This window comes from Pseudodesulfovibrio halophilus DSM 5663, from assembly GCF_059568665.1.
This window is the reverse complement of sequence record NZ_JCANTV010000011.1, coordinates 219,882-243,491: the sequence shown is the minus strand read 5'-3', so window position 1 is coordinate 243,491 and position 23,610 is coordinate 219,882. Positions and strand designations below refer to the sequence as shown.

25 protein-coding genes and 4 tRNA genes are annotated in these 23,610 nt (G+C 59.9%); 13 read left to right on the top strand and 16 right to left on the bottom strand.

Going from position 1 to position 23,610, the window contains the following annotated elements; genetic code table 11:
• Positions 1–73: 73 nt before the first annotated feature.
• Both pssA and BR24_RS10125 read right to left on the bottom strand, forming a co-directional pair.
• Positions 74–844 carry a CDP-diacylglycerol--serine O-phosphatidyltransferase gene (pssA, locus tag BR24_RS10130; RefSeq protein ID WP_018123427.1) on the bottom strand — a complete coding sequence of 257 codons (771 nt, stop codon included), beginning with the start codon at positions 842–844 and terminating at the stop codon, positions 74–76.
• Between the two features lie 18 nt (positions 845–862).
• Positions 863–1,510, bottom strand: coding sequence for a phosphatidylserine decarboxylase family protein (locus tag BR24_RS10125; protein ID WP_496541366.1), 648 nt, complete (start codon positions 1,508–1,510; stop codon positions 863–865).
• Between the two features lie 148 nt (positions 1,511–1,658).
• Between BR24_RS10125 and BR24_RS10120 the strand changes: the two genes are divergently transcribed.
• The gene (locus BR24_RS10120; protein ID WP_496541365.1) at positions 1,659–2,525 is read left to right on the top strand and encodes an EamA family transporter; all 867 of its coding nucleotides are present in this window, start codon (positions 1,659–1,661) and stop codon (positions 2,523–2,525) included.
• 96 nt (positions 2,526–2,621) lie between these two features.
• Positions 2,622–3,959 (top strand): dihydrolipoyl dehydrogenase family protein, encoded by a 1,338-nt coding sequence (locus BR24_RS10115; protein ID WP_496541364.1) that lies wholly within the window; start codon positions 2,622–2,624, stop codon positions 3,957–3,959.
• Here the strand turns inward: BR24_RS10115 and BR24_RS10110 are convergent.
• The 5 genes from BR24_RS10110 to BR24_RS10090 all read right to left on the bottom strand — a co-directional run bounded on the left by BR24_RS10110 (position 3,956) and on the right by BR24_RS10090 (position 5,530).
• Complete coding sequence (locus BR24_RS10110; protein ID WP_496541363.1) at positions 3,956–4,963, bottom strand: hypothetical protein; 1,008 nt, start codon at positions 4,961–4,963, stop codon at positions 3,956–3,958. The genes BR24_RS10115 and BR24_RS10110 overlap by 4 nt on opposite strands.
• A 159-nt stretch (positions 4,964–5,122) precedes the next feature.
• Positions 5,123–5,197 (bottom strand) — tRNA-Gly (locus BR24_RS10105).
• 79 nt (positions 5,198–5,276) lie between these two features.
• A tRNA-Gly gene (locus BR24_RS10100) sits at positions 5,277–5,351 on the bottom strand.
• 17 nt (positions 5,352–5,368) lie between these two features.
• Positions 5,369–5,443, bottom strand: a tRNA-Cys gene (locus BR24_RS10095).
• A gap of 12 nt (positions 5,444–5,455) precedes the next feature.
• Positions 5,456–5,530: transfer RNA gene (locus BR24_RS10090), tRNA-Gly, on the bottom strand.
• 210 nt (positions 5,531–5,740) lie between these two features.
• Here BR24_RS10090 and dksA point away from each other — a divergent pair.
• The 5 genes from dksA to BR24_RS10065 all read left to right on the top strand — a co-directional run bounded on the left by dksA (position 5,741) and on the right by BR24_RS10065 (position 10,737).
• Positions 5,741–6,103: an RNA polymerase-binding protein DksA gene (dksA, locus tag BR24_RS10085; protein WP_018123422.1), complete on the top strand. Its 363-nt coding sequence runs from the start codon at positions 5,741–5,743 to the stop codon at positions 6,101–6,103.
• 18 nt (positions 6,104–6,121) lie between these two features.
• Positions 6,122–7,642, top strand: coding sequence for an NFACT RNA binding domain-containing protein (locus tag BR24_RS10080; protein ID WP_496541362.1), 1,521 nt, complete (start codon positions 6,122–6,124; stop codon positions 7,640–7,642).
• A gap of 93 nt (positions 7,643–7,735) precedes the next feature.
• Positions 7,736–8,500: a 2,3-diphosphoglycerate-dependent phosphoglycerate mutase gene (gpmA, locus tag BR24_RS10075; protein ID WP_496541361.1), complete on the top strand. Its 765-nt coding sequence runs from the start codon at positions 7,736–7,738 to the stop codon at positions 8,498–8,500.
• A gap of 10 nt (positions 8,501–8,510) precedes the next feature.
• On the top strand, positions 8,511–9,602 hold the full coding sequence (gene mutY, locus BR24_RS10070) for an A/G-specific adenine glycosylase (protein ID WP_496541360.1): 1,092 nt from the start codon (positions 8,511–8,513) through the stop codon (positions 9,600–9,602).
• A gap of 94 nt (positions 9,603–9,696) precedes the next feature.
• A complete protein-coding gene (locus tag BR24_RS10065; protein WP_496541359.1) occupies positions 9,697–10,737 on the top strand; it encodes a VgrG-related protein in 1,041 nt (346 codons plus the stop codon).
• A gap of 85 nt (positions 10,738–10,822) precedes the next feature.
• Here BR24_RS10065 and BR24_RS10060 read toward each other — a convergent pair whose 3' ends face one another.
• Complete coding sequence (locus BR24_RS10060) at positions 10,823–13,477, bottom strand: tetratricopeptide repeat protein (RefSeq protein ID WP_496541358.1); 2,655 nt, start codon at positions 13,475–13,477, stop codon at positions 10,823–10,825.
• Between the two features lie 177 nt (positions 13,478–13,654).
• Between BR24_RS10060 and BR24_RS10055 the strand changes: the two genes are divergently transcribed.
• On the top strand, positions 13,655–14,758 hold the full coding sequence (locus tag BR24_RS10055; protein ID WP_496541357.1) for a glycosyltransferase family 4 protein: 1,104 nt from the start codon (positions 13,655–13,657) through the stop codon (positions 14,756–14,758).
• On the opposite strand, the gene BR24_RS10050 is transcribed toward BR24_RS10055, so the two are convergent.
• The 5 genes from BR24_RS10050 to BR24_RS10030 form a co-directional block, all read right to left on the bottom strand.
• A complete protein-coding gene (locus tag BR24_RS10050) occupies positions 14,755–15,702 on the bottom strand; it encodes a lytic murein transglycosylase (protein WP_496541356.1) in 948 nt (315 codons plus the stop codon). The two genes, BR24_RS10055 and BR24_RS10050, sit on opposite strands and share 4 nt — an antisense overlap.
• A 16-nt stretch (positions 15,703–15,718) precedes the next feature.
• Positions 15,719–15,853: a dual CXXC motif small (seleno)protein gene (locus BR24_RS10045; protein ID WP_496541355.1), complete on the bottom strand. Its 135-nt coding sequence runs from the start codon at positions 15,851–15,853 to the stop codon at positions 15,719–15,721.
• 77 nt (positions 15,854–15,930) lie between these two features.
• Positions 15,931–17,241, bottom strand: coding sequence for a TolC family protein (locus BR24_RS10040; protein WP_496541354.1), 1,311 nt, complete (start codon positions 17,239–17,241; stop codon positions 15,931–15,933).
• Between the two features lie 144 nt (positions 17,242–17,385).
• Positions 17,386–18,171, bottom strand: a complete 786-nt coding sequence (locus BR24_RS10035) for a MogA/MoaB family molybdenum cofactor biosynthesis protein (protein ID WP_496541353.1) — start codon at positions 18,169–18,171, stop codon at positions 17,386–17,388.
• Between the two features lie 9 nt (positions 18,172–18,180).
• On the bottom strand, positions 18,181–18,927 hold the full coding sequence (locus BR24_RS10030) for a DUF1614 domain-containing protein (protein ID WP_496541352.1): 747 nt from the start codon (positions 18,925–18,927) through the stop codon (positions 18,181–18,183).
• A gap of 128 nt (positions 18,928–19,055) precedes the next feature.
• Here BR24_RS10030 and rfbA point away from each other — a divergent pair, with 128 nt between their 5' ends.
• Complete coding sequence (gene rfbA / locus BR24_RS10025) at positions 19,056–19,922, top strand: glucose-1-phosphate thymidylyltransferase RfbA (RefSeq protein ID WP_496541351.1); 867 nt, start codon at positions 19,056–19,058, stop codon at positions 19,920–19,922.
• A 78-nt stretch (positions 19,923–20,000) separates the two neighbouring features.
• On the opposite strand, the gene BR24_RS10020 is transcribed toward rfbA, so the two are convergent.
• Positions 20,001–20,144 (bottom strand): hypothetical protein, encoded by a 144-nt coding sequence (locus BR24_RS10020; protein ID WP_018123409.1) that lies wholly within the window; start codon positions 20,142–20,144, stop codon positions 20,001–20,003.
• A gap of 318 nt (positions 20,145–20,462) precedes the next feature.
• Here BR24_RS10020 and BR24_RS10015 point away from each other — a divergent pair, with 318 nt between their 5' ends.
• Positions 20,463–20,987, top strand: coding sequence for a PilZ domain-containing protein (locus BR24_RS10015; protein WP_496541350.1), 525 nt, complete (start codon positions 20,463–20,465; stop codon positions 20,985–20,987).
• Here BR24_RS10015 and BR24_RS10010 read toward each other — a convergent pair.
• Together BR24_RS10010 and BR24_RS10005 are read right to left on the bottom strand one after the other, a co-directional pair.
• Positions 20,984–21,355 carry a hypothetical protein gene (locus tag BR24_RS10010; protein WP_496541349.1) on the bottom strand — a complete coding sequence of 124 codons (372 nt, stop codon included), beginning with the start codon at positions 21,353–21,355 and terminating at the stop codon, positions 20,984–20,986. The genes BR24_RS10015 and BR24_RS10010 overlap by 4 nt on opposite strands.
• 53 nt (positions 21,356–21,408) lie before the next feature.
• Positions 21,409–21,612, bottom strand: coding sequence for a hypothetical protein (locus BR24_RS10005; RefSeq protein WP_496541348.1), 204 nt, complete (start codon positions 21,610–21,612; stop codon positions 21,409–21,411).
• A gap of 210 nt (positions 21,613–21,822) precedes the next feature.
• Between BR24_RS10005 and rdgC the strand changes: the two genes are divergently transcribed.
• Genes rdgC through BR24_RS09990 form a run of 3 tightly spaced genes read left to right on the top strand, consistent with a single transcriptional unit; the run spans position 21,823 to position 23,522 of the window.
• The gene (gene rdgC, locus BR24_RS10000) at positions 21,823–22,437 is read left to right on the top strand and encodes a recombination-associated protein RdgC (protein ID WP_496541347.1); all 615 of its coding nucleotides are present in this window, start codon (positions 21,823–21,825) and stop codon (positions 22,435–22,437) included.
• Between the two features lie 9 nt (positions 22,438–22,446).
• Positions 22,447–22,971, top strand: coding sequence for a hypothetical protein (locus BR24_RS09995; protein WP_496541346.1), 525 nt, complete (start codon positions 22,447–22,449; stop codon positions 22,969–22,971).
• Complete coding sequence (locus BR24_RS09990; RefSeq protein ID WP_496541345.1) at positions 22,971–23,522, top strand: arylesterase; 552 nt, start codon at positions 22,971–22,973, stop codon at positions 23,520–23,522. Before BR24_RS09995 ends, BR24_RS09990 begins: the two co-directional genes overlap by 1 nt.
• Positions 23,523–23,610 lie beyond the last annotated feature (88 nt).

Genomic DNA, 23,610 nt, shown 5'->3' with positions numbered 1-23,610 from the left:
GGATGAACTCCCCCGCGTCCGGCTCAGCGTCCGCCCGGGATTCATCTATGGTGAAAAACGGGTCGGGGCCGAACTACGATAGTTCGTTGGAAGAGGAATCGCCTAGTAGGCGGCTGCTCCTGCGGGACAGGAAGAACAGCGTGTAGACGGGACCGGATACGAGGTAGCCGAAGAAGATCACGAAACCGAGCAGCTTCGGCTTGGAGGCGATCAGCGCGAACAGCAGAATGGCGGTAACCATCGAGCTGAAGCGGTGAGCCTTGAAGAATCCGAAATCCTTGAAGGAGTAGAAGCGTACGGTGCTGACCATCATGATGGACACCACGTACATCATGACCAGAAGGCCCATGGGTACGATCTGGGCGTTCATCCAGTCGGAAAGGTAGGATGAGAAAAGAACCAGTGTGGCAAGCGTGCATGCGGCCGCAGGAATGGGCAGGCCGACAAAAAACTTCTTGGAAGTGGTCTTGGTCTGCACGTTGAAGCGGGCAAGGCGAAGCGCGCCGCAGGCGATGAGCAGGAAGGCCGCCACGAGTCCGAGGCGTCCGAACTCCTGAAGGTGCCAGAGGTAGGCCATGATGGCCGGCGTGACACCGAAAGCCACGAGGTCGGCAAGGGAGTCCAGCTGGACACCGAACTCGCTGGAGGTGCCGGTGAGGCGGGCGACCTTGCCGTCGAGTCCGTCGAAGACGCAGCTTGCGAGAATGCACAGAGCGCACGCCTCGAATCTGCCCTGCATCGCCAACGTCATTCCGAGGAACCCGATAAACAGGCTCGCAATGGTCAGCAGGTTGGGCAGAATGTAGACGCTCTTATGTCTGGGCAGTTTCTTTTCCCTTGCCATTTCAGTCCTTTAAATTCTTTACGCGGAGCGTTTTGCGGCCAGAGTTGTTTCTCCGGCGACGACCTTTTCGCCAACGCGTACACTGGGAACATAGCTATCCGGGATGTAAAGGTCAACACGCGACCCGAACTTGATCAGACCGAAGCGGTCGCCGCGCTTGAGCTTGTCGGTCGGCTCGGCCCAGCAGACGATGCGCCGCGCGACGAGACCGGCGATCTGTACCATGGAGAAACGCTGGTTGCCCTTGCCCACGATGGTCATGGCGCAGCGTTCGTTGTCGGTGCTGGCCTTGTCCAGCGAGGCGTTGAAGAACTTGCCCGGGATGTAGCGGATGGCCTCCACCTTTCCGGAAACCGGCATGCGATTCACGTGGACGTTGAAGACGTTCATGAACACGCAGACGACCTGGCGCTGCTCGCCGGTCATGGGGTCGGTCTCGGTGGCGATCTTGCAGACCTTACCGTCCGCGGGCGAGACAACGGCATCAGCGTCTTCGGGCTGCACCCGCTCGGGATCACGGAAGAAATGGCCTATGAAAAGCGTCAGGGCCAGCATGACGATCGTCGCGAATTCCCATTCAAGAACCGCGAAAACAAGCGTCACGAAGGCTGCTATGATAATGTACGGCATGCCCTCGCGGACAATGCCCACTGTCGATTCACGCATGTATATCTCCTAGGTGTTGTGCTAGGGTTCCAATACTCTGCCCGGTGGTTCGGGTCAAGTATGTCCGCAACCGCTTTTTACAATGGAGCCGAACCGTTGTATTGCCTGCCGATGAGCTCCACATTCATACACTCCGAAGGAAGCTGAGATGCTCTGGTTCAGCCTCGCCGTATGGTCCGCCTTCGCCACCGCGCTGGAAGCGGCCGTGCTCAAGAAACACTTTAACCACCTCAACTCATGGGAAATGTCTGCGATACCCTTCGTGTGGGGGTCGCCGTTCTTCGCCGCTTCCATGCTTCTGGGAGAAGCGCCGGAGTTTCAGTCCGGCTTCTGGACCACGCTGCTCATGGTCTGTCCGCTGGTGGCCGTGGCCTTCCGATTTCAGTCGCAGGCCATCAGACGGTCCCCCATCTCGCTGACCATGCCGTTTCTCACGCTGACCCCGGCCATCGTCATGCTCACGGGGTTCCTCGTCCTCGGCGAAAATATCCCGCTCAAAGGCGCCGCCGGAATAGCGGCGATCGTCGTCGGTGGATACATTATCAACATTTCCGCCCAGACCCGCTCATGGCTTGACCCGTTCAAAGCGCTGGCGACCGAGCCCGGCACGCGGTACATGCTGGCCGCGGCCACGATCTACAGCCTGTGTGCGGTGCTCGGCAAAAAACTGCTGTTGCTCTCCTCCCCGCTCTATGCGGCAGGTTCGTTCTGGATAGGCAGCGCGTGCGCCATCGTTCTGGGCGGCATCCTCGCCGGTCGCTTCAGGCCGAGTTCTCTCATGCAGAAACCGGTACCCGCGCTCGTCGCCGGACTGCTGGGGTTCACGGAGTTGACCTGCCACATGTTCTCCATCTCCATGACCGCTGCAGCCTACATGGTCGCCGTCAAACGACTCAACGGGCTGTTCTCCGTGCTCATCGGCTGGCGCTGGCTCAAGGAGGGCAACACGCTCACCCGGCTCGCAGGAGCCGGACTCATGGGCTTCGGTGCCACTCTGCTGGCTTTTCTCGGGTAGCAACCGGTTAGAAACCTCGCATTTCTCATTCACCTCCTGACAAGAAGTCAGTTTTTGTCTACGGTAGGCAGTAAAAACAAAAAACACGGGAGAGTCATGAAAGAATACGATGTGATCGTCATCGGCGCGGGACCGGCCGGAGGCGGCGTTGCAGCACCTCTGGCGGAAGCCGGAAAGCGAGTGGTTATGTTCGAACACAACGGCGTGGGCGGCGTCTGCCCGCTGCGCGGCTGCAATCCGAAAAAAGCGCTCATGTCCGCCCCGGAAGCCGTCCATATGGCGCGGCATCTCTACGGCAAAGGCGCTGCGGGACACCTTTACGCGGACTGGCCCCAGATGGCGCGCTTCAAGGACGGGTTCTCCGACCCGGTGCCAGAAAAGGCCAGAAACCATTATGAAAGCCTCGGCATCGACGTAGTCCAGAGCAGCGCATCGTTCTCCGGCCCTCAAACAGTGGAAGCCGACGGCGAGACCTATACGGCGCCGCATATCTGCATCTGCACCGGACAGGTCCCACGCAAACTGGACATGCCCGGCGCCGGTTTTCTACAGACCAGCGACGACTTCCTCGACCTGCAGGAGCTGCCCAGAAACATCGCGTTCATCGGTGGTGGCTATATTTCCATGGAGTTCGCTCACATAGCGGCCCGCTGCGGCTCCAATGTCACCGTATTCGTCCGTAGCGAACGCGCCCTGAGGGACTTCGACCCCGAACTGGTGGACGAGCTGGTGCAGGCTTCTCGCGAGGCAGGCATCGACATCCGCTTCAACAGCCCAATTAACGGTATCGAACAGCGGGGACAGGCGCTGGCCGTCATTACCGACGGTCCCGAACCCGAAGCCGTGGTGGACGCGGTCTTCAACTGCGCCGGGCGCGTCCCTGCTGTGGACGGCCTCCGGCTCGACCTTGCCGAGGTCAGGCATGAGGCCGCCGGAATCGCCGTGGACAAGCAGATGCGCAGCGTCTCCAACCCGCGCATATTCGCCATCGGCGACGTGGCCGACACGCCCTTCGGACTCACGCCGACCGCTTCGCTGGAATCGGCCGTAGCGGCGTCGATCATTCTCGGCGACGAAACAGCCGAGGCCAACCACGACGGCGTCCCGGCGACCTGCTTCACCCTGCCTCCCATCTCTCGCGTGGGACTGCTGGAATCGGAGGCGCGAGAACGCGGACTCGACTTCACGGTCAAGGAAACTGACCTCGCCGACGCCTTTGCCTGGAAGCGTCTCGGTGAGACCGTGGGCAGGAGCCGCATTCTGCTGGATGAAACGAACGGTGTGGTTCTGGGCGGACACGTCTTGGGACACAATGCCGAAGAAATAGCCAACACGCTGGCGCTCATCGTACGCCACCGCATCCCGCTCGACCAAGTGCGGGACACGCCGTGGGTTTATCCGACCAACGGCTATCAGCTCAAGTACATGATTTAGTCGAGGAGGTCTTTTCCGAGCCTGTGGGCCGGCAGGATCTCCCCGTCCAGAAGCAGCCCCTGCGGGGAGAACGAGGCGTTCTCGTACCCCGCAGGCGGCTGGAAGTGATTATCCGGCGTGAGCAGCGCGCTCATGTTTTCCCCTGAGCAGTGAGCCACTACGCCCTCAGGCAGAAAAACCGCCTCGTCCAGCCCCTTTCCCGCCGCTCTGAACAGCGCTCCGTACCGGGCAAAACAGTTTTCACGGCCGATGCCGCCCTGAAGCAGGGCCATGCTCTCGTTGGCCACAAAATGCACTTTCAGTCCGTAGATGGACGCATATGCCCCTGACCTCGAAGGGTCGGCGGGAATAATGCTCCCGGCGTCCAGCGAGCGCAACAGGTCGGCAGTTCTTTCCCCCGCAAGAGGGTCGACCATGAACCCGCACGGCACGGAGCGGGCAAAGCGGTTCCGGTGCGCCTGAACGTACGAGGCGAGCACCAACAGGCCCGAAGCGGCCCCCACATCCACTGCCAGATGAGGGCAGCTTTCCTCCGTCCCGGACTTCACCGCGGCCCCGAGCACCTTGCCCGCGATGAAGGCGGCCCTCGGGATGTCGGCAAGGCAGCGAAGCGCCCCGGACCAGTTACGCATCCGGTTCATGAGCTCCGGATCGTCCTCTGGTTCGTTCATGCTCTGGTGTCGCGAAAACCCCGTCAGCAAAGCGGCGATGTCGGCATACGACACGCTCTGCTCGTGCGACCCGTCATGCACGTAGGCATGGAAATATTTCAGCACGAGGTTGAGTAGCGCCGGCCCGTCCGGCATCACGGCCGGATCGCAGAGTTGTTCCACGTCGCTCAAAAGTGGCGTCTCGCGGTAAAAGGCGGGACACTCCCCGCAGACCGGGGAGTCCAGCGCCGTGGTGAAGTTGCGGGCCTGCATCCCGGCTCCCGAGAGCAGGGCCGAGGCAGGTGACCCGTCGAGGGCCTGCTTTATGGATGTCTGGAGTCTGGCTTCGTTCATATCGTCTTCCGTGGGGTGGGAATTGATTGCCTGCCACGAGCCAGTGCATGGACCATACCGGAAAGGCGTGCCAGCACCACATCAATATAAATGAATTAAACCGGCACAACTGAAGGGCACAAAAAAAGCCGGTCTCATGAAGAGACCGGCTTGAAAATCTGGAGCGGGAAACGAGATTTGAACTCGCGACTTCAACCTTGGCAAGGTTGCACTCTACCACTGAGTTATTCCCGCTCGTCACACTGAGGTGTGAAAGCTGCTTCCGGAAGTATTCCGGAACGACCCTCCGGCAAGCCGTGAGGATCGGAAATTTTGGAGCGGGAAACGAGATTTGAACTCGCGACTTCAACCTTGGCAAGGTTGCACTCTACCACTGAGTTATTCCCGCTCGAAAATTGGGATATTTGGAGGCGGCATCCGGATTTGAACCGGAGAATGGAGGTTTTGCAGACCTCTGCCTTACCACTTGGCTATGCCGCCTGTATTTCAAAGTGGAGCGGGAAACGAGATTTGAACTCGCGACTTCAACCTTGGCAAGGTTGCACTCTACCACTGAGTTATTCCCGCTCTTTGCGAAAGCGAAGAGAGTTCTATCCGTGGCCCCTTCAGCTGTCAAGGGGAAATCCGAAAAAACTACGGCTTTGTATTTCGGCAGGCGCCATACAAGGAAATGCTTTACTTTCACTGCCTTTTTGGTTTACGCAGCCGGTCTAGTTGTTTACTATCATGAGTCTCGGTAAGTTTTCGCACATCACCGAATCCGCAGGAGCCTAATACATGGACGCCAAGGATATCCAGTACTTCCGCGAAATGCTCACGGGAATGCTCGACGACATCCTCAAGAAGAGTGATCAGACGCTTGAGGACATGACCGAAACCGGCGAAGTCTATGCCGATCCGGCAGACCGCGCCACGGCTGAGTCCGACCGGGCCTTCACCCTGAGACTGCGCGACCGCGAGCGCAAGCTGATCAAGAAGATCCAGCAGGCGCTTCAGCGTATCGACGACGGCGATTTCGGCCTTTGTCAGGAATGCGGCGATGACATCAGCGTCCCGCGCCTGAAGGCCAGACCCATGACCACGCTCTGCATTGAGTGCAAGAGCAAGCAGGAAGAAGACGAGCACGTGCGCGGCGACTAGCCCCACGCTCAGGACGACATGGAAGCTAATTTCTTTCGCCGTCTGGCGGCGGAACTGGGCCCAGCGCTTGAAGGGTGCAGGGTCGACAAGGTTTTCGGCCCGGCTCCCGGTGTCTGGAATCTCCGTCTGCATGCCCGCGGACTCCCGAAGAACATGCTGTTCAGGCCCGCCAGATCGGCGGGCCATCTCTTTTTCACGGACAACAAGCCCGCCAACCCGGCCGACGCGCCGGCCATTGTCATGTGGATGCGCAAACGCCTTCAGGGCAGGCGGCTGCTGACCCATTTCACCGACTGGCCCAATCTCCGGCTGGCCTTTGAACTCACCCCTTCGCGCCAGTACCCGGAGTGGACACACCTCGTTTTCGACATCCACGACGACCTCAAGCTCGTGCGCGGCCTTGACGAGGGCTTCGCCGCTGAACCGGAATGGCCCGCCTTTGAGGATGTTCTGGAAGACAACGAGATCTGGCGACAGTTTCCGCACATTTCCCCTCCCCTGCGCCGTCGCCTGCGCTCGCTGCCCGAGCACGATGGCCATGCAACCTACGCCAAGATCGCGCTCGGCGAGGCTGAATGCTGCTACATGGCACACGCGCAGGACGGGACGCCCAAGCCGCCGCTTCTCTGGCCGGAAACGCCGGACGCCGAACGGTTCGACACGGCACTGGAGGCCTGTGCCGCTTACGGGGAGCCCACCCTGTTTCCACTGTTGCAAAAGGCGGGGGACCCCGGGTTGCAACAACGCAAGAAGTCGGCCAGAAGACGCATCCGCCGGGCCCTCGCCAAGCTGGACCAGGAAGAGAGCAGACTCGAGACCTATCGGCGCGACCGCATCAAGGCCGAAGCACTTCAGGCGGAACTCTACCGGTTTCAGGACGCCGAAGGACTCGACTCGGTCGAGGTGAACCACCCGGAACACGGAGAGGTCACTGTCGAACTGAACCCGTTTCTTTCCGTCAGCGAGAACATGGCGCGCTACTTCAAGCTGGCCTCCAAAGCAGACCGGGGCATGCCCCACGTCGAGGAGCGCCGACGCATTCTCGAAGAAGACATGGCCCGCGTGGAAAATGAAGGCATCCCAGCCGAAGACAAACCGGAATCCACCACTCAGAGACCATCCCCCACCCTGCCCAAGCGATACAAAGGACTGGCCGCCCACGTCTTCGTCACGGACGACGGCCTGACCGTTGTGCGCGGCAAGAACAGCAAGGCCAACCACGACATCATCAGCAAGGCCGCCAGCACGTTCGATTACTGGCTTCATGTGGCGGACGGTCCGAGCTCGCATGTCATACTGCGCCGCGACCATCCGGGGCAGGAGGTTCCGGAGACAAGCCTGCGGCAGGCCGCGACCCTCTGCGCCAACAAGAGCTGGCGCAAGGAGGACGTGCACGCCGACGTGATGTACGCGCTGGTCAAGGACGTGCGCAAGGTCAAGGGCTTCGCGCACGGACAGGTGGTGGTGGACGAAACCATCGGCGTCATCCGTGCCGAGACCGATCCCGACCTCGAAAGGCGCCTTCGCTGGAAGACCTGACTGCGACCTGCCCCCCGCCTCAAAATAATTCTTCAATCACCTCTCACGCCGTGCTAGCCTGTGCGTTGGAATTTCAACTCAGGAGATTGCCGAATGCACAAGCTGGTTCTCATTCGACACGGCCAAAGTACATGGAACCTCGAAAACCGCTTCACCGGGTGGACCGACGTTGACCTGACGGAACAGGGCGTTCAGGAAGCGGTCGAAGGCGCGAGACTGCTCCAGGAAGCGGGGTTCACCTTCGACATCTGCCACACCTCCGTCCTGAAACGGGCCATCAGGACTCTCTGGCTGGTTCTGGACCGCATGGACCTCATGTGGCTGCCGGTGCATCGCACATGGCGACTCAATGAAAGACACTACGGCGCCCTTCAGGGGCTGAACAAAGCCGAGACAGCCGAAAAGTACGGTGACGATCAGGTATTCGAATGGCGTCGCAGTTTCGACGTCCCGCCGCCGGAGCTTGATCCTTCCGACGAGCGGTTTCCCGGCCGGGAGCGCCGCTATGCTGAACTGGACGAGGCTGAACTGCCCCGCAGCGAGAGCCTGAAGCTGACCATTGACCGCACCATGCCTTACTGGTTCGAGACAATCTCGCCGCAGGTCAGGCAGGGACTCAAGGTGCTGGTGGTGGCCCACGGCAACTCGCTTCGCGGCCTCGTGAAATATCTCGACGGCATGAGCGACGACGAGGTGACCAGGCTGAACATTCCCACAGGGGTCCCCCTCGTCTACGAACTGGACGGCTCCCTCAAGGCGCAGAACCGGTACTATCTTGGCGATCCTGAAGAGGCGGCCAAAAAGGCGCAGGCCGTGGCGAATCAGGCATCGGTTGCCAAGCAGGACAAGGAAGCGTAAAGCATCGCGGGTGACACCCGACACTTTCACCAACGCCCTGCTCGACTGGTTCGAGACCAACCGGCGCGACCTGCCGTGGCGCCGGACGTACGACCCTTACCATGTATGGGTCTCCGAGATCATGGCCCAGCAGACCCAGATGGATCGCGTGGTCCCCTACTTCGAACGCTGGGTGGAGCGCTTCCCGGACGTACATGCGCTTTCGCTGGCGCGAGAGGATGAAGTCCTCAAGCTCTGGGAAGGGCTGGGATACTATTCACGCGCCCGCAACCTCCTGCGGGCGGCCCGGGAGATTGTCGAAAGCCACGACGCCCGGTTTCCCGATGACCCGGCAGCCATCAGGGCGCTTCCCGGCATAGGCGAATATACCGCCGGCGCCATCGCAAGCATCGCCTTCAATCGCCCTGTGCCCTGCATCGACGCCAACGTCATGCGCGTATTCGCGCGGCTGGAAAACCTCGGCTTCGAGGCGGGCTCCAGAGAATTGCGTGAAAAGGCCGCGCAGTGCGTTCTACGCTTCATGCCGAAGGACAGGCCGCGCGAGTTCAATCAGGCGCTCATGGAACTCGGCGCGCTGGTCTGCTCCAGAAAGGCGGAGTGCGACCTCTGCCCTGTCCAGCCTTGCTGCTCGGCCCACCGGGAAAACATCGTTTTCGAACGCCCGCTCCCCAAACCCGGAAAGAACGTGATTCACATCGAGATGGCCACGGGCGTTCTCGTGCACGAAGGACAGGTCCTCATCCAGAAACGCAAGCCCGACGACGTCTGGCCCGGCCTCTGGGAGTTTCCGGGCGGCTGCGTGGAACCGGGTGAAACTCCCGAACAGGCCCTCAGGCGCGAGTATCTGGAAGAGACCGAGCTCGCCGTTGAGCCGGGAGAAAAGCTCGCCGTGGTCAAATATGCATACACCAAGTACCGCGTGACCATGCACTGCTATCTCTGCAAAGCGGCAGGAAGCGTGGCCCCCGTATTTCACGAGGCGGTTGAAGGACGCTTCGTGCGGCCCCGGGAACTCTCGAACTATGCCTACCCCGCAGGCCACCGCAAGCTGCTTGAACGGATTCATGACGACCTGCGGCTCTCAGCACTAATCAATCTCTAGTCTTTTCAAGGCACTAAATATCATGGCACAGCGATTGCTTTCAATCGTGTGGACAAAGCCGTCACCGACGGTAATTTGACACATGAGGTGAACTATGGCGATCGGAATGAAAGGCATGATCGACGCGGTGCAGATGCTGCAATCCAAGGACGCGGGCTCCGGGTTCGGGGAGCGTCTTGGCGGCGGCAAGCCTCCGGCACAGGTCAACCGCGCCTTTGAGCAGCAGATGAACATGGCACAGAGTCTTCTTTCGGACGGGGAGGAGAACCTCGGATCGGGAGCGGGGCAGTTCGACACGTCGTTTCTCAACGACGCCATGATGTTCGACGCCCTCGCCACCATCTCGCGCATCATGCAGCAGACTGGTACCGAAGGCCCCACTTCCGTTTCCGTACCGCAGGCGGTTCGTGCGGCTGTCTCACCGCAACTCGCGGCAAACAATACCGCACAGGCCCCGGCCGCGGCTTCCGCGGCCAAGCCGCAGAGCATCGCGCAGGAGGTGGAAGGCTTCCTGTCCGCCCAGTTCGAATCCGGCGACAAGGGAATCGAGGCCATTGGCTGGGACAGCACCGGCGGGACTTCGTACGGAAAATACCAGATAGCCTCCAAGACCGGGACCATGGACCGCTTTTTGAATTATCTCGACGACAAGGCACCGGAGCTGGCGCAACGCCTTCGTTCGGCCGGTCCGGCCGAGACCGGGGGCACCACCGGAGACATGCCCAAGGAATGGAAGAGCATCGCCTCCGAAATGCCCGAGCACTTCGAGAAGCTCCAGCACGGCTTCATAAAGGGTGAGCATTACGACACCGCCAGAAACATGATCCGCGACAAGACCGGCATTGACCTGGACAGCGCACCGCCCATCGTCAAGGAAGTGCTTTGGAGCACTTCCGTGCAACACGGTCCCACCGGAGCGACCAACATTTTCAGCAAGGCCATCAATGCGTTTCTCGGACGAACCGAGGGCGGCGAGTTCAGCCGCAAACTCATTGAACAGGTCTACGACACCCGCAAGGGGCAATTCGGCTCCAGCACGGAGCGGGTGAGACAGGCGGTAGGCAACCGTCTGGAATCGGAGAAGGAAATTGCCCTGAACATGCTCTCCGGCATGCAGGTCAATCGGACCGCGTAGCGCCGCGGCGCCGGAGGGGAGATCCGGCGGTCCGGTAATGGGGACGGGTGTTGGGGAACACCCGTCCTCTTTTTTATGAAAATGGTCAGTAGCGCTTCTTCGAGCGGCTGCTCATTTCCTCTTCCAGCTGGTCGAACAGTTGCTGCTTGCGTTTCTCGAATCCGGCGGCGCTCTTGATGGCCGCGAACGCCAGCGCCAGCGCGCTCAGGATAATGACGAACCCCTTTGTGACTTCCCACTGATTCTCGCGCATGGTACTCACCAGCCAACTGCCCTGCACGTCCTGTGTGAACCACAGGAAGGCCGGAACGCCCACAAAGGCGAGTCCGAGGCCCACCAGCTCAAACCAGATGAAGGACTTGCCGAGCATCAGGACGAACAAAGTGCTGTCACGTACTATCCGCAGGGTGACAAGCCTTCCCGAGAGCGCCTCCACGCGCTGTTCGATCTCTTCGACGTACTTTGTGGCGAGCCTGAAATTATCCGCCTGCTTGAGGTGCTGGGTCTTGATCCAGTTGACCTTCTCCACGCAGTAGTTGAAATCCTTGTTGAACTCCACGAGCAGTTTGGGAAAGGGAAACCACGCGGCTTCCTTCTGAATCTCGCGGACGCGCTCCGTGAGAAAGTCGATGTTGGAGTTGATGCGCCTGAGTTCGAGCTGGACCTGCTTCTCCATCTGCTCGCCGAAACGCTCCATGCCGCGGCTGAGCATCTGGTAGGCGACGTAGTTGTCCACCTCTGCCGTATGCTTGAGCTTGGAAAGCTCGGTTTCGGCTATTTCGTAGAACGGGTGCGACTTCTCGAAACGCTTGTCCAGTTCCTCGATATATTCCTTCAGCTTTTCCCGGAGCTTTTCCGCCTCTTTCTGGGCTTCGCTCCATTTGTCCCAGAGGAAGCTCAGGAGCTGCACCCTCCCCCGGTCCAGTTCAGGGTCGATGATAATGCGGTTGAATATGTTCGGGTCCGTATTGATGAGGTCGAAGAACAGGTCCATCGCCTGCCCGGTGAAGCCGAGCTTCACCATGCACACGCCCTGCCGGTACAGCGGCTCCAGCCACCCCGGACTCAAAACGTTCACCCGCTTGTAAAGTGAAGTGGAGTCCTTGAAGTTGCCCAGGACCTCCTGCAGTCGCGCCTGAAGGAAGACGAGATATCCCTGCTGAAGCGGAGTGAAGGCGAGCCGTTCGGCCTCCTGCCAATGGAACATGGCCTGCGTCGGGTCCTCCATCTCCAGATGCAGAAACCCGAGCAGACTCTGAGGCTGATAGCTGCGGGTGTACTTGACCACCGCCTTCTTGGCTTCCGCCTCGGCTTCCGCGTGGTCGCCCTCCTGCACCGCCTTGAGCCCCCGCCAGATGTGGTCGCCCTCCTCGGGACCAAGCTGCTGGAACCCTTCGGCCCACTCCTTGGCCTTGCTGCGCCATACCATTTTCACGGTCCGGGGCTGCACCGGTGAATTGATGTCGAACACCGCCTGAAGGATAACGCCGCCCTTGGACGGTTCCTTGGCTGCCAGCATCTTGTTGGCGGTCTCGACGAAATTGGCCGAGTCGATGTCGTCATTGATCTGGGCGACGCCTTCATTGATGTCGTCCATGCTCATGCGGGCCAGCTGCCCCCACGCCTTTCCGGTCTGGATGCCGAACTGCTTGCTCGGACACTCGAATGCAGGGTGGTTCTTCTGGCCGCAGTAGAAACACTCCATCCCTTCCGCTTCGGTGAGCGAAACCGGAATGCCGACCTCGATGGTCCCGTACTCCTCCTCGCCACCCTCCTTGCGAAGGCGGATGTTGCACCACGACTCAAGGCTGGTCTGTTTGGTCCCCAGACGCGCATCGTTAACCGCAAACCACGGACTCAACAAAAACCCGTCGATATAGCGCATATGCGGGAAGTCCGGCGTGAGGCGGTTCCAGTCCACGCCAACTTTCTTGGGAAGCTCCTGCGTGAACGGCAAGTCTCCCTGCGGCACGACCGCCATGACCACGGGCCAGTACTTGTGATCTTCCTGCGTCTTGGCCTCATGAATGAGGTTGAGCATATCGGTGCAGAAACTGCGCAGCAGACGGACGTTGTCCAGAGGGAAGAACATGAATCCCTCTTTGACGTCGGAAATATACTTGAGACTCAGGCGCTTCATTAGCTCCTGAATTTCATTGGAGAAATCGCGCCAGCCAACGATGCTCTCCTTGTCGCCGCGCTTCCCGAGCGGCTTGATGATGAAATACCAGCGAAGCGTGGACTCGTAGTCCAGCCCCTGATCCGCCTGAAGCAGCTTCCATTCAACGTTGGAAAGGCCTTCCGGTTGCCCCACGGCCCGCAGACTCAGGCCCGCAATGTTCTTGATTTCGCTTTCGAGCTTGGGATGTATCCAGACCTCGAAATCATTGGTGGCATCGGCGCTCTGGGTAAGAAATTCCTGCGGGACGGAGAGGGAGGTGGAGAGGTCGTAGCCGACAAGAAACGTGACCGGCATGACCTGCGCGAATACGCTGATGGAGTTGACCCGTGCCCAGGTCTGAAGGCGGGCCAAGGCTCGAAACACTTCGGCATTGGAGCAGTACCAGAGAGCCTGCAGCTCCTCTTCGGCCATGAGGAGGCAGCCGTAGTCGCGCAGGGTGTGCGTGATCGCCGTGTTCAGCTTGCCGTCCCAGACAAGCCAGACCGCGTATCCGGACGACACCATGCGGGATTGATTAATCTCGGGCAATGCGCCCGCCAAGGACGATAGATGCAGCATGATTCTCCCCGGTTCTCTTTGTCCGCCGGCTCCGTTCCGGCTGGCATCTTTTACCGCAGTTTATGCCGAAGTACACATATGCAAATAAAATTCCAACCTTTTTGTGCTCACACCCTTGCCAAGCACTGACGCTCCTGTCATTCTGCCCCGAAGTTCTCCGCCTTTCCAATAATAGCTATGAAAATATTCCAAGTAATCAACGTCCGCTGGTACAACGCCACTGCATGGTATGCCGTGGAGCTTTCCAGACTGCTGGCCCGCGCGGGGCACGATGTGACCGTCATAGTCCAACCGGGCACTCCCGCGGAGCGCAAGGCCATGGATCTCGGCCTGCGCGTGGAAGCGCTGGACCTCAACACGACCAACCCGGTCCGGCTCGCCTCCACCATCGCGAACACCGTATCGCTCCTGCGCCGCTACCGTCCGGACATAGTCAACTGTCACCGGGGGGAGGGGTTCTTCATCTGGGGCGCCCTGCGAAAGGCGGGCTTCGGGTTCAGGCTGGTCCGCACTCGCGGCGACCAGCGACTGCCCAAGAACGACCCCGTCAATCGCTGGCTGCACGCTTCGGTGGCGGACTCCGTCATCGTCACCAACAAACGCATGGCCACGCATTTTCTCGAGCGCATGCGCACACCGGAGAAACAGCTCTGGCTCATTCAGGGCGGTGTGGACAGAAATCGATTCGCGAGCGCCCCCGAAGGACGCGGCAGGGTTCGAGAAGAGTTCGGCTTTGCTCACAACGACACGGTGGTTGGCATGCTCGGCCGCTTCGACCACGTGAAAGGACAGCGTGACCTGATCCGTGCCGTGTCCCACCTGCGCGAGAACGGTCGCGAAGATCTGAAACTCTTCCTCATCGGAGGGGACTCGGCCACCTCGACGGATGAAGTGCGCTCGTGGCTGAAAAAGGAGGGACTTGATTCCCATGCCGCCATCAGCGGCTGGCGCGAAGACATCCCTGCATGCATCTGTGCGCTGGACCTCGGAGTCTGCGCCTCCCTGTGGTCAGAAGCCATCGCGCGCTCTGCGCTGGAGATCATGTCCTGCGGCGTTCCGCTCGTATCCAGTTCCGTGGGCGTCATGCCCGACCTGGTTCAGCCGGACGGCCTGTACCGCCCCGGAGATGTGAGGGAACTGTCCCTGCTCATCGAAAAAGGGACACGCGGCCCGCTCCGCGCGGACCTGATCGATGCCCAGCAACGCACCATCTCCCAACTTTCGGACAGGGAATTTCTGCGCCGTACCGAAACGGTGTATCAGGACCTCGCGGCCCGCTAGCCTCCGAACAGCTCTCTGGCTCCACGGAGCTTCTGTGCCACCGCATCCACGGTCAGGGCATAGCTCTCCGAATGATTATAGCGGTACAGGACCTTGAGCCGCCGCTCAGTATCCATGCCCTTTTCCCAGCCATGCTCTTTCAGAAAATTCGCCATGCTGTGCAGCGCATCAGCTCGCTCGAACAGGTCTACCCGTCCATCCCCGTTGCCATCCACGCCGTAATGCTTGACTGTACTCGGCATGAACTGACAGATGCCGATGGCTCCATATATTGATCCCGGAACGGTCAGAGGATCCTGCCGGGCGCCTCTGGCATATTCGATGAGCGCCACGAGCTCGTTGTAGGCCCAGTCTCCCTTTGTTCTGGTACGTGCCACGAGCCACTGCTTCATTTCATCGTCCAGCCCGGCAGTATCCACCTTGTGTGCGATCAGGGAAAAATCCCCGGCCAGCGCCATGCTGGCGAGAACGGGCATGGCCTTGTGCCTGCCGGTGTTGGTTCCCAGACGGGTCTCCACCAGCAAAAGCGCCACAAGGTAGTCTCCTTCGACTCCGTACCGCTCCTGCGCCGCTTCCAGTGCCACCCGGTTTTCACGCAGATAGGCGTAAGCCCCGGCGATGAGGATGGGGTTGAGGTAACGGTCCATGACCTTGGGCTCGCGAGCGGGTGCGGTGCCGCGGTCAGCCTGTTTTATGGAAAGAAGGCTTCGCATCTTGTGAGCCATGTGGTCGGGATCAAACACAAGCCCGGAGCGCGAAAACAAAGACACGACGTAGGCGCGTTCGAGCCCGTCCTTCACGAGCCTCTCGGCCAGCGGGGACCAGATGCCGGTGGATGACAGCCCGCTTTGATCGGACTCTCCGGCCTCTGCGGTTTCATATACGCCCGGGCCGACCAATATGAGCAAAGCCGCCATGATGGCGGCTTTGCAGTATGCGCTCAAGCGCGATGAAATATATTCACATTCGGTCCAGTGGGACAAAGGCCACATCCTCGTCAAAATCGTCGTCCAGCTGCGAGACCACTTCGGGAATCTCGTGCCTGCCGCCGCAGTCCGGGCATTCGTACCAGACTTCATGGCAGCTGCGCGCCACCCGCATACTTCCGGAACACTCCGGGCAGGGAACGCTGCTGGCGCCGCTGACTCTGGTTCTACGAAAAAACGCCACTGCTATTCGACCTCCAGAGAGGGGTTCTTTTCGCCCATGGCAACGTACAGGTTCGCGACTGCGGTGTTGTAGTCTGCAAGCGCTTCAATGAGTTGTGCCTCACTGTTGGTGACGCGGGACTGTGCGTCGAGAACATCGTTGTTGGTGCCGACCTGCGCCTGATAACGGGCCAGAGCCATGCGGTAGGATTCCTTGGCGGACTCCACGGACTTGCGGGCCACTCCGATGCGGTCGGATGCTTCCCTGATGCTCAGAAGCGCCTGCTTGACTTCAAACCCGGCGTTGAGGCGGGTGTCTTCAAGTTCGGCCTCGAGCTGATTCACGACCTCGTCGGTCTTCTTGTAGTCGTAGTAGTCGGAGCCCCACTCCCACACGGTCCACGAGGCGCTGATGCCGGCGGTGACCGTCTCGCTGCTCTCGTGAGAGAAATATCCCTTGTCCTGAAGACCGGGCTCGTCGCTGTTTTTGGAGTAGGTCACGGTGCCGTCCACCGAAGGCATGAAGCTGGAGGAGGCGATACCCGCGTCCTTGGCCGCGATCTCGACCGCCTTTTCGCCGATCTTGAGATCCGGACGGAATTCGTAGGCGCGGTCAAGGCACTGACGCAGCGTCAGATTGAAAGGGTCGTACTGGAGATCGCCCACATAATTGATGTCTGCGGTCAACGGCAGGTTCAGCAGGCTGTTGAGTTTGGCAGTCTGGGTGGACACTGCGTTGCGAGCCTTCAGAAGGTCCTGCTCGGCAGTGGCGAGTTCAACTTCGGCCTGAAGCACGTCCACGCGCGGCTTGAGCCCCACGTCGTAGAACGCGGTGTTCACCTTGAGCTGGGAACGCAGCCGCTCGACGGAGTCTTCGGCGCTCTTGACGTCCATACGGGCCTTGAGCAGCGCGAGAAAATTGGTCTGCACGTCCTGAATGACCACCAGCTCAACGTTGTTGAGGTTGGCCTTCTGACGTTTCTTGTCCAGCTTCTGCTTCTGGTAGTTGTTCAGGAGAGAAAAGCCCTTGAAGATGGGCTGCGTGACCACGATGCTCCCGCTGTACGAAGCCTTGCCGTGGGTGGTGAGGTCGCCGCCGGTCTGCTCGCGGTTGTAGGTTTTGTAATCATATCCGGCGGTCACGGAAGGCAGGAAATCACCACGGGCGGACTTGGTGCCGTAATCCGCACCCTTGATCTGAGACTTTGCGGCCAGAATGGTCGGGTTCGCCTCAAGGGCGCGCTGCACGCAGCGCTCAAGCGTATAGGCTCCATTCACGGCCGGATTGGTCTTGTCCGCAGTCTGCGCCTGAACCGTGGCGGCCGAAAGCAGCATGAAAAGGCAGAGGGAAAACACTGTGAAACGTTTGATCATGAGTGGACAGCCTCGCGGTCTATATTTCGTTTAGGCGTTGTTCGTTCCAGATAACTCGCCCTACCTATCAAGTTGCGGCTGCAACCGCAAGGGATAAAGGCCTGATCAGCAACGCAGTACTGCACAATCCGACGGATCGCCGTGGAGCTTTTCCAGTGTATGCCCGAGCGTCGGAAGAAGCGGCTCCAGACATTCACGGACCGCCCTGGGGCTGCCCGGCATGTTCACCACCAGCGCGCCTCCGAGGGTGCCGGCCACGGCACGGGAGACGGCTCCATGCGGCGTCTTTGCCAGACTCGCCGCGGTCATGGCCCGCTCGTATCCCGGCAGGCGCTTCTCGATCACGGCCAGCGTAGCTTCCGGCGTCACATCGCGCGGAGCGACCCCGGTTCCTCCGGTGGTCATGATCATATCAAACCCCTGTCCTAATGCAAGGTCCGTGATCAAATGCCGCAACTGCCTCTCCTCGTCCGGCAGAATAAAGCCCTGAGCATGACGGACCGGCATTTTTTCGGCAACCATTTCGGCGATGAGCGGACCGGACTCGTCGCGACGCTTGCCCTGACACCCCTTGTCGCTCAAGGTAACCCACGCAAGCGAGAAACCTTCCGAGACAATGTCCGCGGAAACAGTGCCCGCGGCCGGAGCGTCAACAAGACATTCAAGCTGCACCATTCGCCTTGACGCTGCCGCGCTTCCGGCTCCGCTCCAGAAGGTGCCGAGCACGCGAAAAAACGGCCTGCCGTCCACATCCAGCCGTTCGCCAACCCGAAGCCGGGGGAACGCCCCGGCCACATCCACGGGCAACCCCGTTTCATCAGGATGACCGGCGAGACGGCGCTCGCCTGCCTTCAACTCGCGGCGCAGCTCCAGCGTGAGACTTCCATCCATGACAACCTCCTAGGTCAGCAGGGCACCGGCCACACCGGCCACAAAAACGCCGCCGAATGTTCCGGCCCCGCCGATGGAAACCAGCGGTGCAGCCAGCTCACGCCGTCTAGAGGGAATGAGCAGCGGAACCACGTTGGCCCCCAGAAGCGTGCCGAGGGAGCCGCCCACATAGGCGGACAGCGGCGCGACAGGTGCCGGAACCAGAATCATGGTGGTCGCCAGCGTCACCACCAGCGGAGCAAGGACCGGCAGCCGGAATCCTGTGAAGACGTCCGGCTTGGTCAGGGCGTAGCACACGGCCGCCACGGCCGCAGTGGTCAGCCCGAGCCAGGCAAAGGTCTCCGGCAGCGCCGGCATGTTCGGAACGTCGATCAGCCTTGAACGCAACAGAAAGCCGATGCTCAGAATCACGGGGAAAACGCAGCCGCCGAGGTTCACGGCGAAGACCTGCTTTTTCAGTTCGTTGACGGGTTCCTCGTACTCGATCTGCCGCGCGAGGCCATCGAAACGAAAGCGCATTGCGCCGCTGCCCTGCACCATCACGAGCTTTTCGCTGGTGTAGACCGGAATGTTGACCGCCCGGCCCACCAGAATGGCGAGCAGCAGCAGGAAGCCCTGCCCCGTGGTCATCCCCAGGCGCCCGAAGGCTTCGGTGACAAATCCCACCGGGAGCACGACGAGCAGAAAGAACATGAGCACGAGAAACAGAACGGCGGCAATGAGGCCGCCAGTGAAATGGAAATATGGATAATTCATCGTCACCTCGTTTTAGAGTATCCGGAGGCGGCTTGCCAAGTACACGGCGAGGCCGCTATAGTCCCTCCGGCTCGTGCTGCAAGCGATATCGCAATCAGACGAGCAAGTAAACCAAGCCCGGAGGCGCAATGAAAGGCATCATCCTGGCCGGAGGCTCCGGCACCCGGCTGCACCCCCTCACGCTCGCCGTCAGCAAACAGCTGCTGCCGGTCTACGACAAACCCATGATCTACTATCCCCTCTCCACGCTCATGCTCGCGGGGATAAAGGACATCCTCATCATATCCACCCCGCAGGATCTGCCGAGATTCCAGTCCCTTCTCGGCGACGGCTCCCGGGTCGGCATCAACCTTTCCTACAAAGTCCAGCCCAGCCCGGACGGTTTGGCGCAGGCCTTCATCCTTGGCGAGGACTTCATCGGCAACGACCGGTGCAGCCTCATTCTCGGCGACAACATCTACTACGGCGACGGCCTCACGCGCCTGCTTCAGGATAGCGCCTCCCTGAAAAAAGGCGGCGTGGTGTTCTCGTATCGCGTCAAGGACCCCAGACGATACGGCGTGGTTGAGTTCGACAAGAACAGCACAGCGGTGAGCATTGAGGAAAAGCCCGAACACCCGCGCTCCAGCCATGCGGTCACGGGCCTGTATTTCTACGACAACGAAGTCGTGGACATCGCCAAAAGCCTCAAGCCCTCGGCGCGGGGAGAGCTGGAAATCACCGACCTCAACAACGTCTACCTCAAGCGCGGCGACCTGCAGGTCACGGCCTTGGGAAGAGGGTTCGCGTGGCTCGACATGGGCACCCATGCCTCTCTGCACGAAGCGTCCAGTTTCGTGAAGGCGGTGCAGGACAGGCAGGGGCACATCATTTCCAGCATCGAGGAAATCGCTTACCGCATGGGCTACATAGACGCCGAAAGGCTCGAAAAGCTCGGTCAAGAGCTGTCAAAGACCGGGTACGGACAATATCTGCTGGATCAACTCAAGGACTGAGTACATCCCGGACGAAGTAGAAAAACAAAAGGCGCGGTTCGCAGGAACCGCGCCTTTTTTCCGGAGCCCCCGGGAAAACTAGTGGTGATCTTCGTGCATGGCTTCGCGAACGCGAACACAGCCGATGACCACGATCCAGGCCAGATAGATGAAAATCAGGGACACGCCGGTGAAACCGGCTGCCGTGCTGTTAGCCATACCGTGGAACAGTTCGCCAATCATCCTCTATTCCTCCTAAAAAAACACTACCCTTATTCGTGAAAAACTGAACATTCTTCCCATGGTTGGCGAGTAAAAGTCAAGAGGGTTTGCGCATTCATGAAGGTTCACCATGCGTGATTTCAATATGCGGCTTTCCAAAAATGCTTTTTTTCGCTAAGAAAGTCGGTACATTCCAAAGGGGGGAACGGAATGGACATTTTGAGTTTTTTCAAAAAGTTGAGTGAGAAAGATTCGAAACGGCGCAACGGGGGGAGCAGGAAAGCGGGCGATGCCGCGGCAACGCATGACGTTGACGCAGCTGCCAAATCAACTCCTTCGGTGAAGAAAGCCGCAGGCCGTAAAGCCGCGTCTGCGGGGAAGCCCCATTCCGTCGAAGCGAAGAGAGGCAGGGAAAAGTCTTCCGGGATTCTGCCCGGGCTGAAGCTCGTGAAGGGCAAGAAAAAGACCGAGATCAAGGCCGAGCCCATTGACGAGGATGCTCTCGGATTCAGCTTCAAACCCCCGACCAACAAGGAAGAACGCCGCAACGCGGTCAGGATTGCTGTCGACGGCCTCGCGATTCGAGTGGACCGGGTCGGGCTCCTGCCCTGCATCAACATCAGCGCCACCGGTGCCGGGTTTCGCTTTTCGAAAGCCCGCTTCAAGCACGGCGTGAAGCTGACACTGGCCCTGGAATTTCAGGAAAAGACCGTGGCCGAAGGCATCGCGGCCAGAGTTGTCCGGCACGACGGGGACGCCGTGGGCGTCGAATTCCTGGAACTGGACCGCAGACAGGAAGACGCGGTTTCAAAGCTGGTGCTGGTGGGGCAGAAACAGCAGGCCGCCCGCCGCAACGGCTCCTAGAGGGCCTCGCGCACCCTCTTCGCCACCAACTCGAGGTTGTTCGGCTCACCCGGCTGATGATCGGACGGATACAGCAGCGCGCTCATAAAAAACGGGCTGTTTATCTCCAGCGAGGTCTCCGCCGAGGAAGAGTACTGTTCCACCCTGTCGAGAACGAATCCACCGAGATCGCCGCCCACGGCTTCGGCCGCGTCGCGGACTTTCTCCGGCAGGGACACGAGCACCTCGGCCTTTTCGACCATCCAGGATTCGAATCCGGCCTGATTGCCGTTTTCGTCAACTTCCCGAACCGCTTCCGCTTCGCATTTGGCAATTTCGTCAACGGCTTCATCCAGTATGCCGGCCAGTCTTTTCAGAGCTTCATTCATCGGGGTACCTCCGGCGCGGAACCTACACGCTCGGAAGCGGTCGGGCAAGAGGATCAGATGGCGCCGCACATCCGTCTGTAGCTGTCGCATTCCTGACGGCTCACGAACGGACACGCCTCCGTGAGGAACCAGCGCCGCCTGGGACACCAGAAACGTTTGCCGTAAGGTTCGTTGCAGCCGTCCGGCGTGAGCTTCTTCCGCTTCACGCCGCCGAATTCCACGCAGTCGTCCGAGACATTGAAACGCCAGACTTTCATGGCGGCCTCCTTTTGCCATCCTTCTACCGCATTGCTTTCCTCCGATTCTTTCCATTTCGGCTTTGCCGATGCTCCATTTCATACAACTTGCGTGCCGGAAAACTCCTTCTGGAGGGCACATCCGCGCATCAAATGACTTTACATCGCCGGGGAATGATTCTACCCAATTGACGGTCCGAACCACAGGTCAAATACGAGAGGTTTCAAACCGTGAGCATACTTTCAGCGAGCCTCGGGCTCACCCGCTACCGCATCATCGAGGAAGTACCGGACTCCCTGCTTCAGGAAGTGCCGGAGAAGCTGTCGCAGAACAGCTTCATCGACATCGACGACACCGCCGAGGAACGCAGCTTCGGCTGGACCAACATCGACGACTTTCTCGACGTCAACTGGACGCAATCTCCGCCCGAGAAAGCCGAGTTCTTTGCCTTTTCAATGCGTCTGGAGACTCGCAGGGTACAGCCGGCGGTCCTCAAGAAGCACTACCAGATCGCACTGAACGCCGAACTGGCGCGCAACAAGGAGCAAGGGAAGAATTTCGTCTCCCGCGACCGCAAGCGCGAACTCAAGGAGCAGGTCACCCTGCGTCTTCGCGCCCGGAGCCTGCCCGTCCCGGCTGTCTTCGATGTGGTCTGGACGCCGTCCGCCAACCGCGTCTACCTGGACACCAGCAACGCCAAGGCCAGAGCGCTGTTCGAGGACCTTTTCACCGCGACCTTCGACTTGCATCTGGAACCGCTGGGGCCGTTCTTCATGGCCATGGAGGAACTGGGCGAAGATTCGGTGGAGAAACTGGAAAACCTCGACCCGACCATTTTCGTATAGGAGGCAGTCATGGATCTTACCGCAGTTGAACGAGAGAACACCGTTCTCGGACAGGACTTCCTGACCTGGCTCTGGTACCGCATCGCCTCGGGATCACACATGTTCCAGCTTGAGGACGGAAAATACTACTCCGTGAACATGGAGCAGCGCATTTCGGTGCAGGGCGGCGACGGCGAAGGTGTGGAGACAGCCACGGTAAACAGCCCGCGCGGCGAACTCACTGAAGCCATGACCGGTCTCAAGACCGGCAAGAAGGTCTGCCGCGCACAACTTCGCTTCCAGTCCGACGAAGACGAATGGACTCTGACCGTCAAGGCCGAGGATTTCCTCTTCTCCGGCCTCAAGACGCCCAAGATCGCCACACGCGACGAGGAAGGCGACGACCCGGACGCGAAGTTTCTTGAGAAGGTCTACCTTCTTGAGACGGCAATGGCCATGTTCGACACCATCTTCAAGGAATTCCTCAAGGTGCGCCTGAGCAGCGACTGGAAGGCGGAGGCCACCAAGGTGGGAAGCTGGATCGGAGCCATCTGATGAAGACACTTGCCGTTTTCGGCGACTCCCTCACGGAAGGTTACGGGCTCAAGCCCTCGGAAGCCCTGCCGGCGGCGCTGGAAAGAAGGCTGCGGGCGGAAGGTGTCGAAGTCAAAGCGCTGAACTTCGGCATCTCCGGAGAAACCAGCGAGGACGGTCTGCATCGCATGAACGATGTCCTCAAGGCAAAGCCGGACGCCGTAATCGTGGCCTTCGGCGCCAACGACTTCTACGTCGGCGACGAACCCGACTTCGTACGCGAGAACATCGAAACGCTCTGCAACGCGTTCCTCAAGAAGAGCATCCCGGTCCTGCTGGGCGGGATCAAGGCCATCCCCGACGTTGGAGTCGAATACAAGGCGGAGTTTGACAGGGTTTTCCCTGAACTGGCCGAGAAACTTGGCATCCCGCTGTTTCCCAACGTCCTCGCGCCCTATTTCGGCAACCCCATGCTGACGCTTATGGACGGCCTGCACCCCAACGAACAGGGCGTGGAACGCATGGCCGAAGCCATGCTCCCCCATGTCAGGACGCTTCTCGAAAAGGCATAGCGAAAACAACGCCCCGCCCTGGCGGGGCGATTCCTCCCCCCACGGTTCGGAAAACCGTTCGACATTTTCATCCTTACAGTGCTACGAA

What these genes read in the sequence shown, in the direction of transcription:
- BR24_RS10060 (WP_496541358.1), bottom strand. Translation starts at nt 13,477, where the DNA reads ATGCTGCATCTATCGTCCTTGGCGGGCGCATTGCCCGAGATTAATCAA.
- BR24_RS10065 (WP_496541359.1), top strand. Translation starts at nt 9,697, where the DNA reads ATGGCGATCGGAATGAAAGGCATGATCGACGCGGTGCAGATGCTGCAA.
- gpmA (WP_496541361.1), top strand. Translation starts at nt 7,736, where the DNA reads ATGCACAAGCTGGTTCTCATTCGACACGGCCAAAGTACATGGAACCTC.
- BR24_RS10080 (WP_496541362.1), top strand. Translation starts at nt 6,122, where the DNA reads ATGGAAGCTAATTTCTTTCGCCGTCTGGCGGCGGAACTGGGCCCAGCG.
- BR24_RS10055 (WP_496541357.1), top strand. Translation starts at nt 13,655, where the DNA reads ATGAAAATATTCCAAGTAATCAACGTCCGCTGGTACAACGCCACTGCA.
- pssA (WP_018123427.1), bottom strand. Translation starts at nt 844, where the DNA reads ATGGCAAGGGAAAAGAAACTGCCCAGACATAAGAGCGTCTACATTCTG.
- BR24_RS10115 (WP_496541364.1), top strand. Translation starts at nt 2,622, where the DNA reads ATGAAAGAATACGATGTGATCGTCATCGGCGCGGGACCGGCCGGAGGC.
- BR24_RS10035 (WP_496541353.1), bottom strand. Translation starts at nt 18,171, where the DNA reads ATGGATGGAAGTCTCACGCTGGAGCTGCGCCGCGAGTTGAAGGCAGGC.
- BR24_RS10010 (WP_496541349.1), bottom strand. Translation starts at nt 21,355, where the DNA reads ATGAATGAAGCTCTGAAAAGACTGGCCGGCATACTGGATGAAGCCGTT.
- BR24_RS10110 (WP_496541363.1), bottom strand. Translation starts at nt 4,963, where the DNA reads ATGAACGAAGCCAGACTCCAGACATCCATAAAGCAGGCCCTCGACGGG.
- dksA (WP_018123422.1), top strand. Translation starts at nt 5,741, where the DNA reads ATGGACGCCAAGGATATCCAGTACTTCCGCGAAATGCTCACGGGAATG.
- BR24_RS10120 (WP_496541365.1), top strand. Translation starts at nt 1,659, where the DNA reads ATGCTCTGGTTCAGCCTCGCCGTATGGTCCGCCTTCGCCACCGCGCTG.
- BR24_RS09995 (WP_496541346.1), top strand. Translation starts at nt 22,447, where the DNA reads ATGGATCTTACCGCAGTTGAACGAGAGAACACCGTTCTCGGACAGGAC.
- BR24_RS09990 (WP_496541345.1), top strand. Translation starts at nt 22,971, where the DNA reads ATGAAGACACTTGCCGTTTTCGGCGACTCCCTCACGGAAGGTTACGGG.
- BR24_RS10040 (WP_496541354.1), bottom strand. Translation starts at nt 17,241, where the DNA reads ATGCTGCTTTCGGCCGCCACGGTTCAGGCGCAGACTGCGGACAAGACC.
- rfbA (WP_496541351.1), top strand. Translation starts at nt 19,056, where the DNA reads ATGAAAGGCATCATCCTGGCCGGAGGCTCCGGCACCCGGCTGCACCCC.
- BR24_RS10020 (WP_018123409.1), bottom strand. Translation starts at nt 20,144, where the DNA reads ATGATTGGCGAACTGTTCCACGGTATGGCTAACAGCACGGCAGCCGGT.
- BR24_RS10030 (WP_496541352.1), bottom strand. Translation starts at nt 18,927, where the DNA reads ATGAATTATCCATATTTCCATTTCACTGGCGGCCTCATTGCCGCCGTT.
- BR24_RS10005 (WP_496541348.1), bottom strand. Translation starts at nt 21,612, where the DNA reads ATGAAAGTCTGGCGTTTCAATGTCTCGGACGACTGCGTGGAATTCGGC.
- BR24_RS10125 (WP_496541366.1), bottom strand. Translation starts at nt 1,510, where the DNA reads ATGCGTGAATCGACAGTGGGCATTGTCCGCGAGGGCATGCCGTACATT.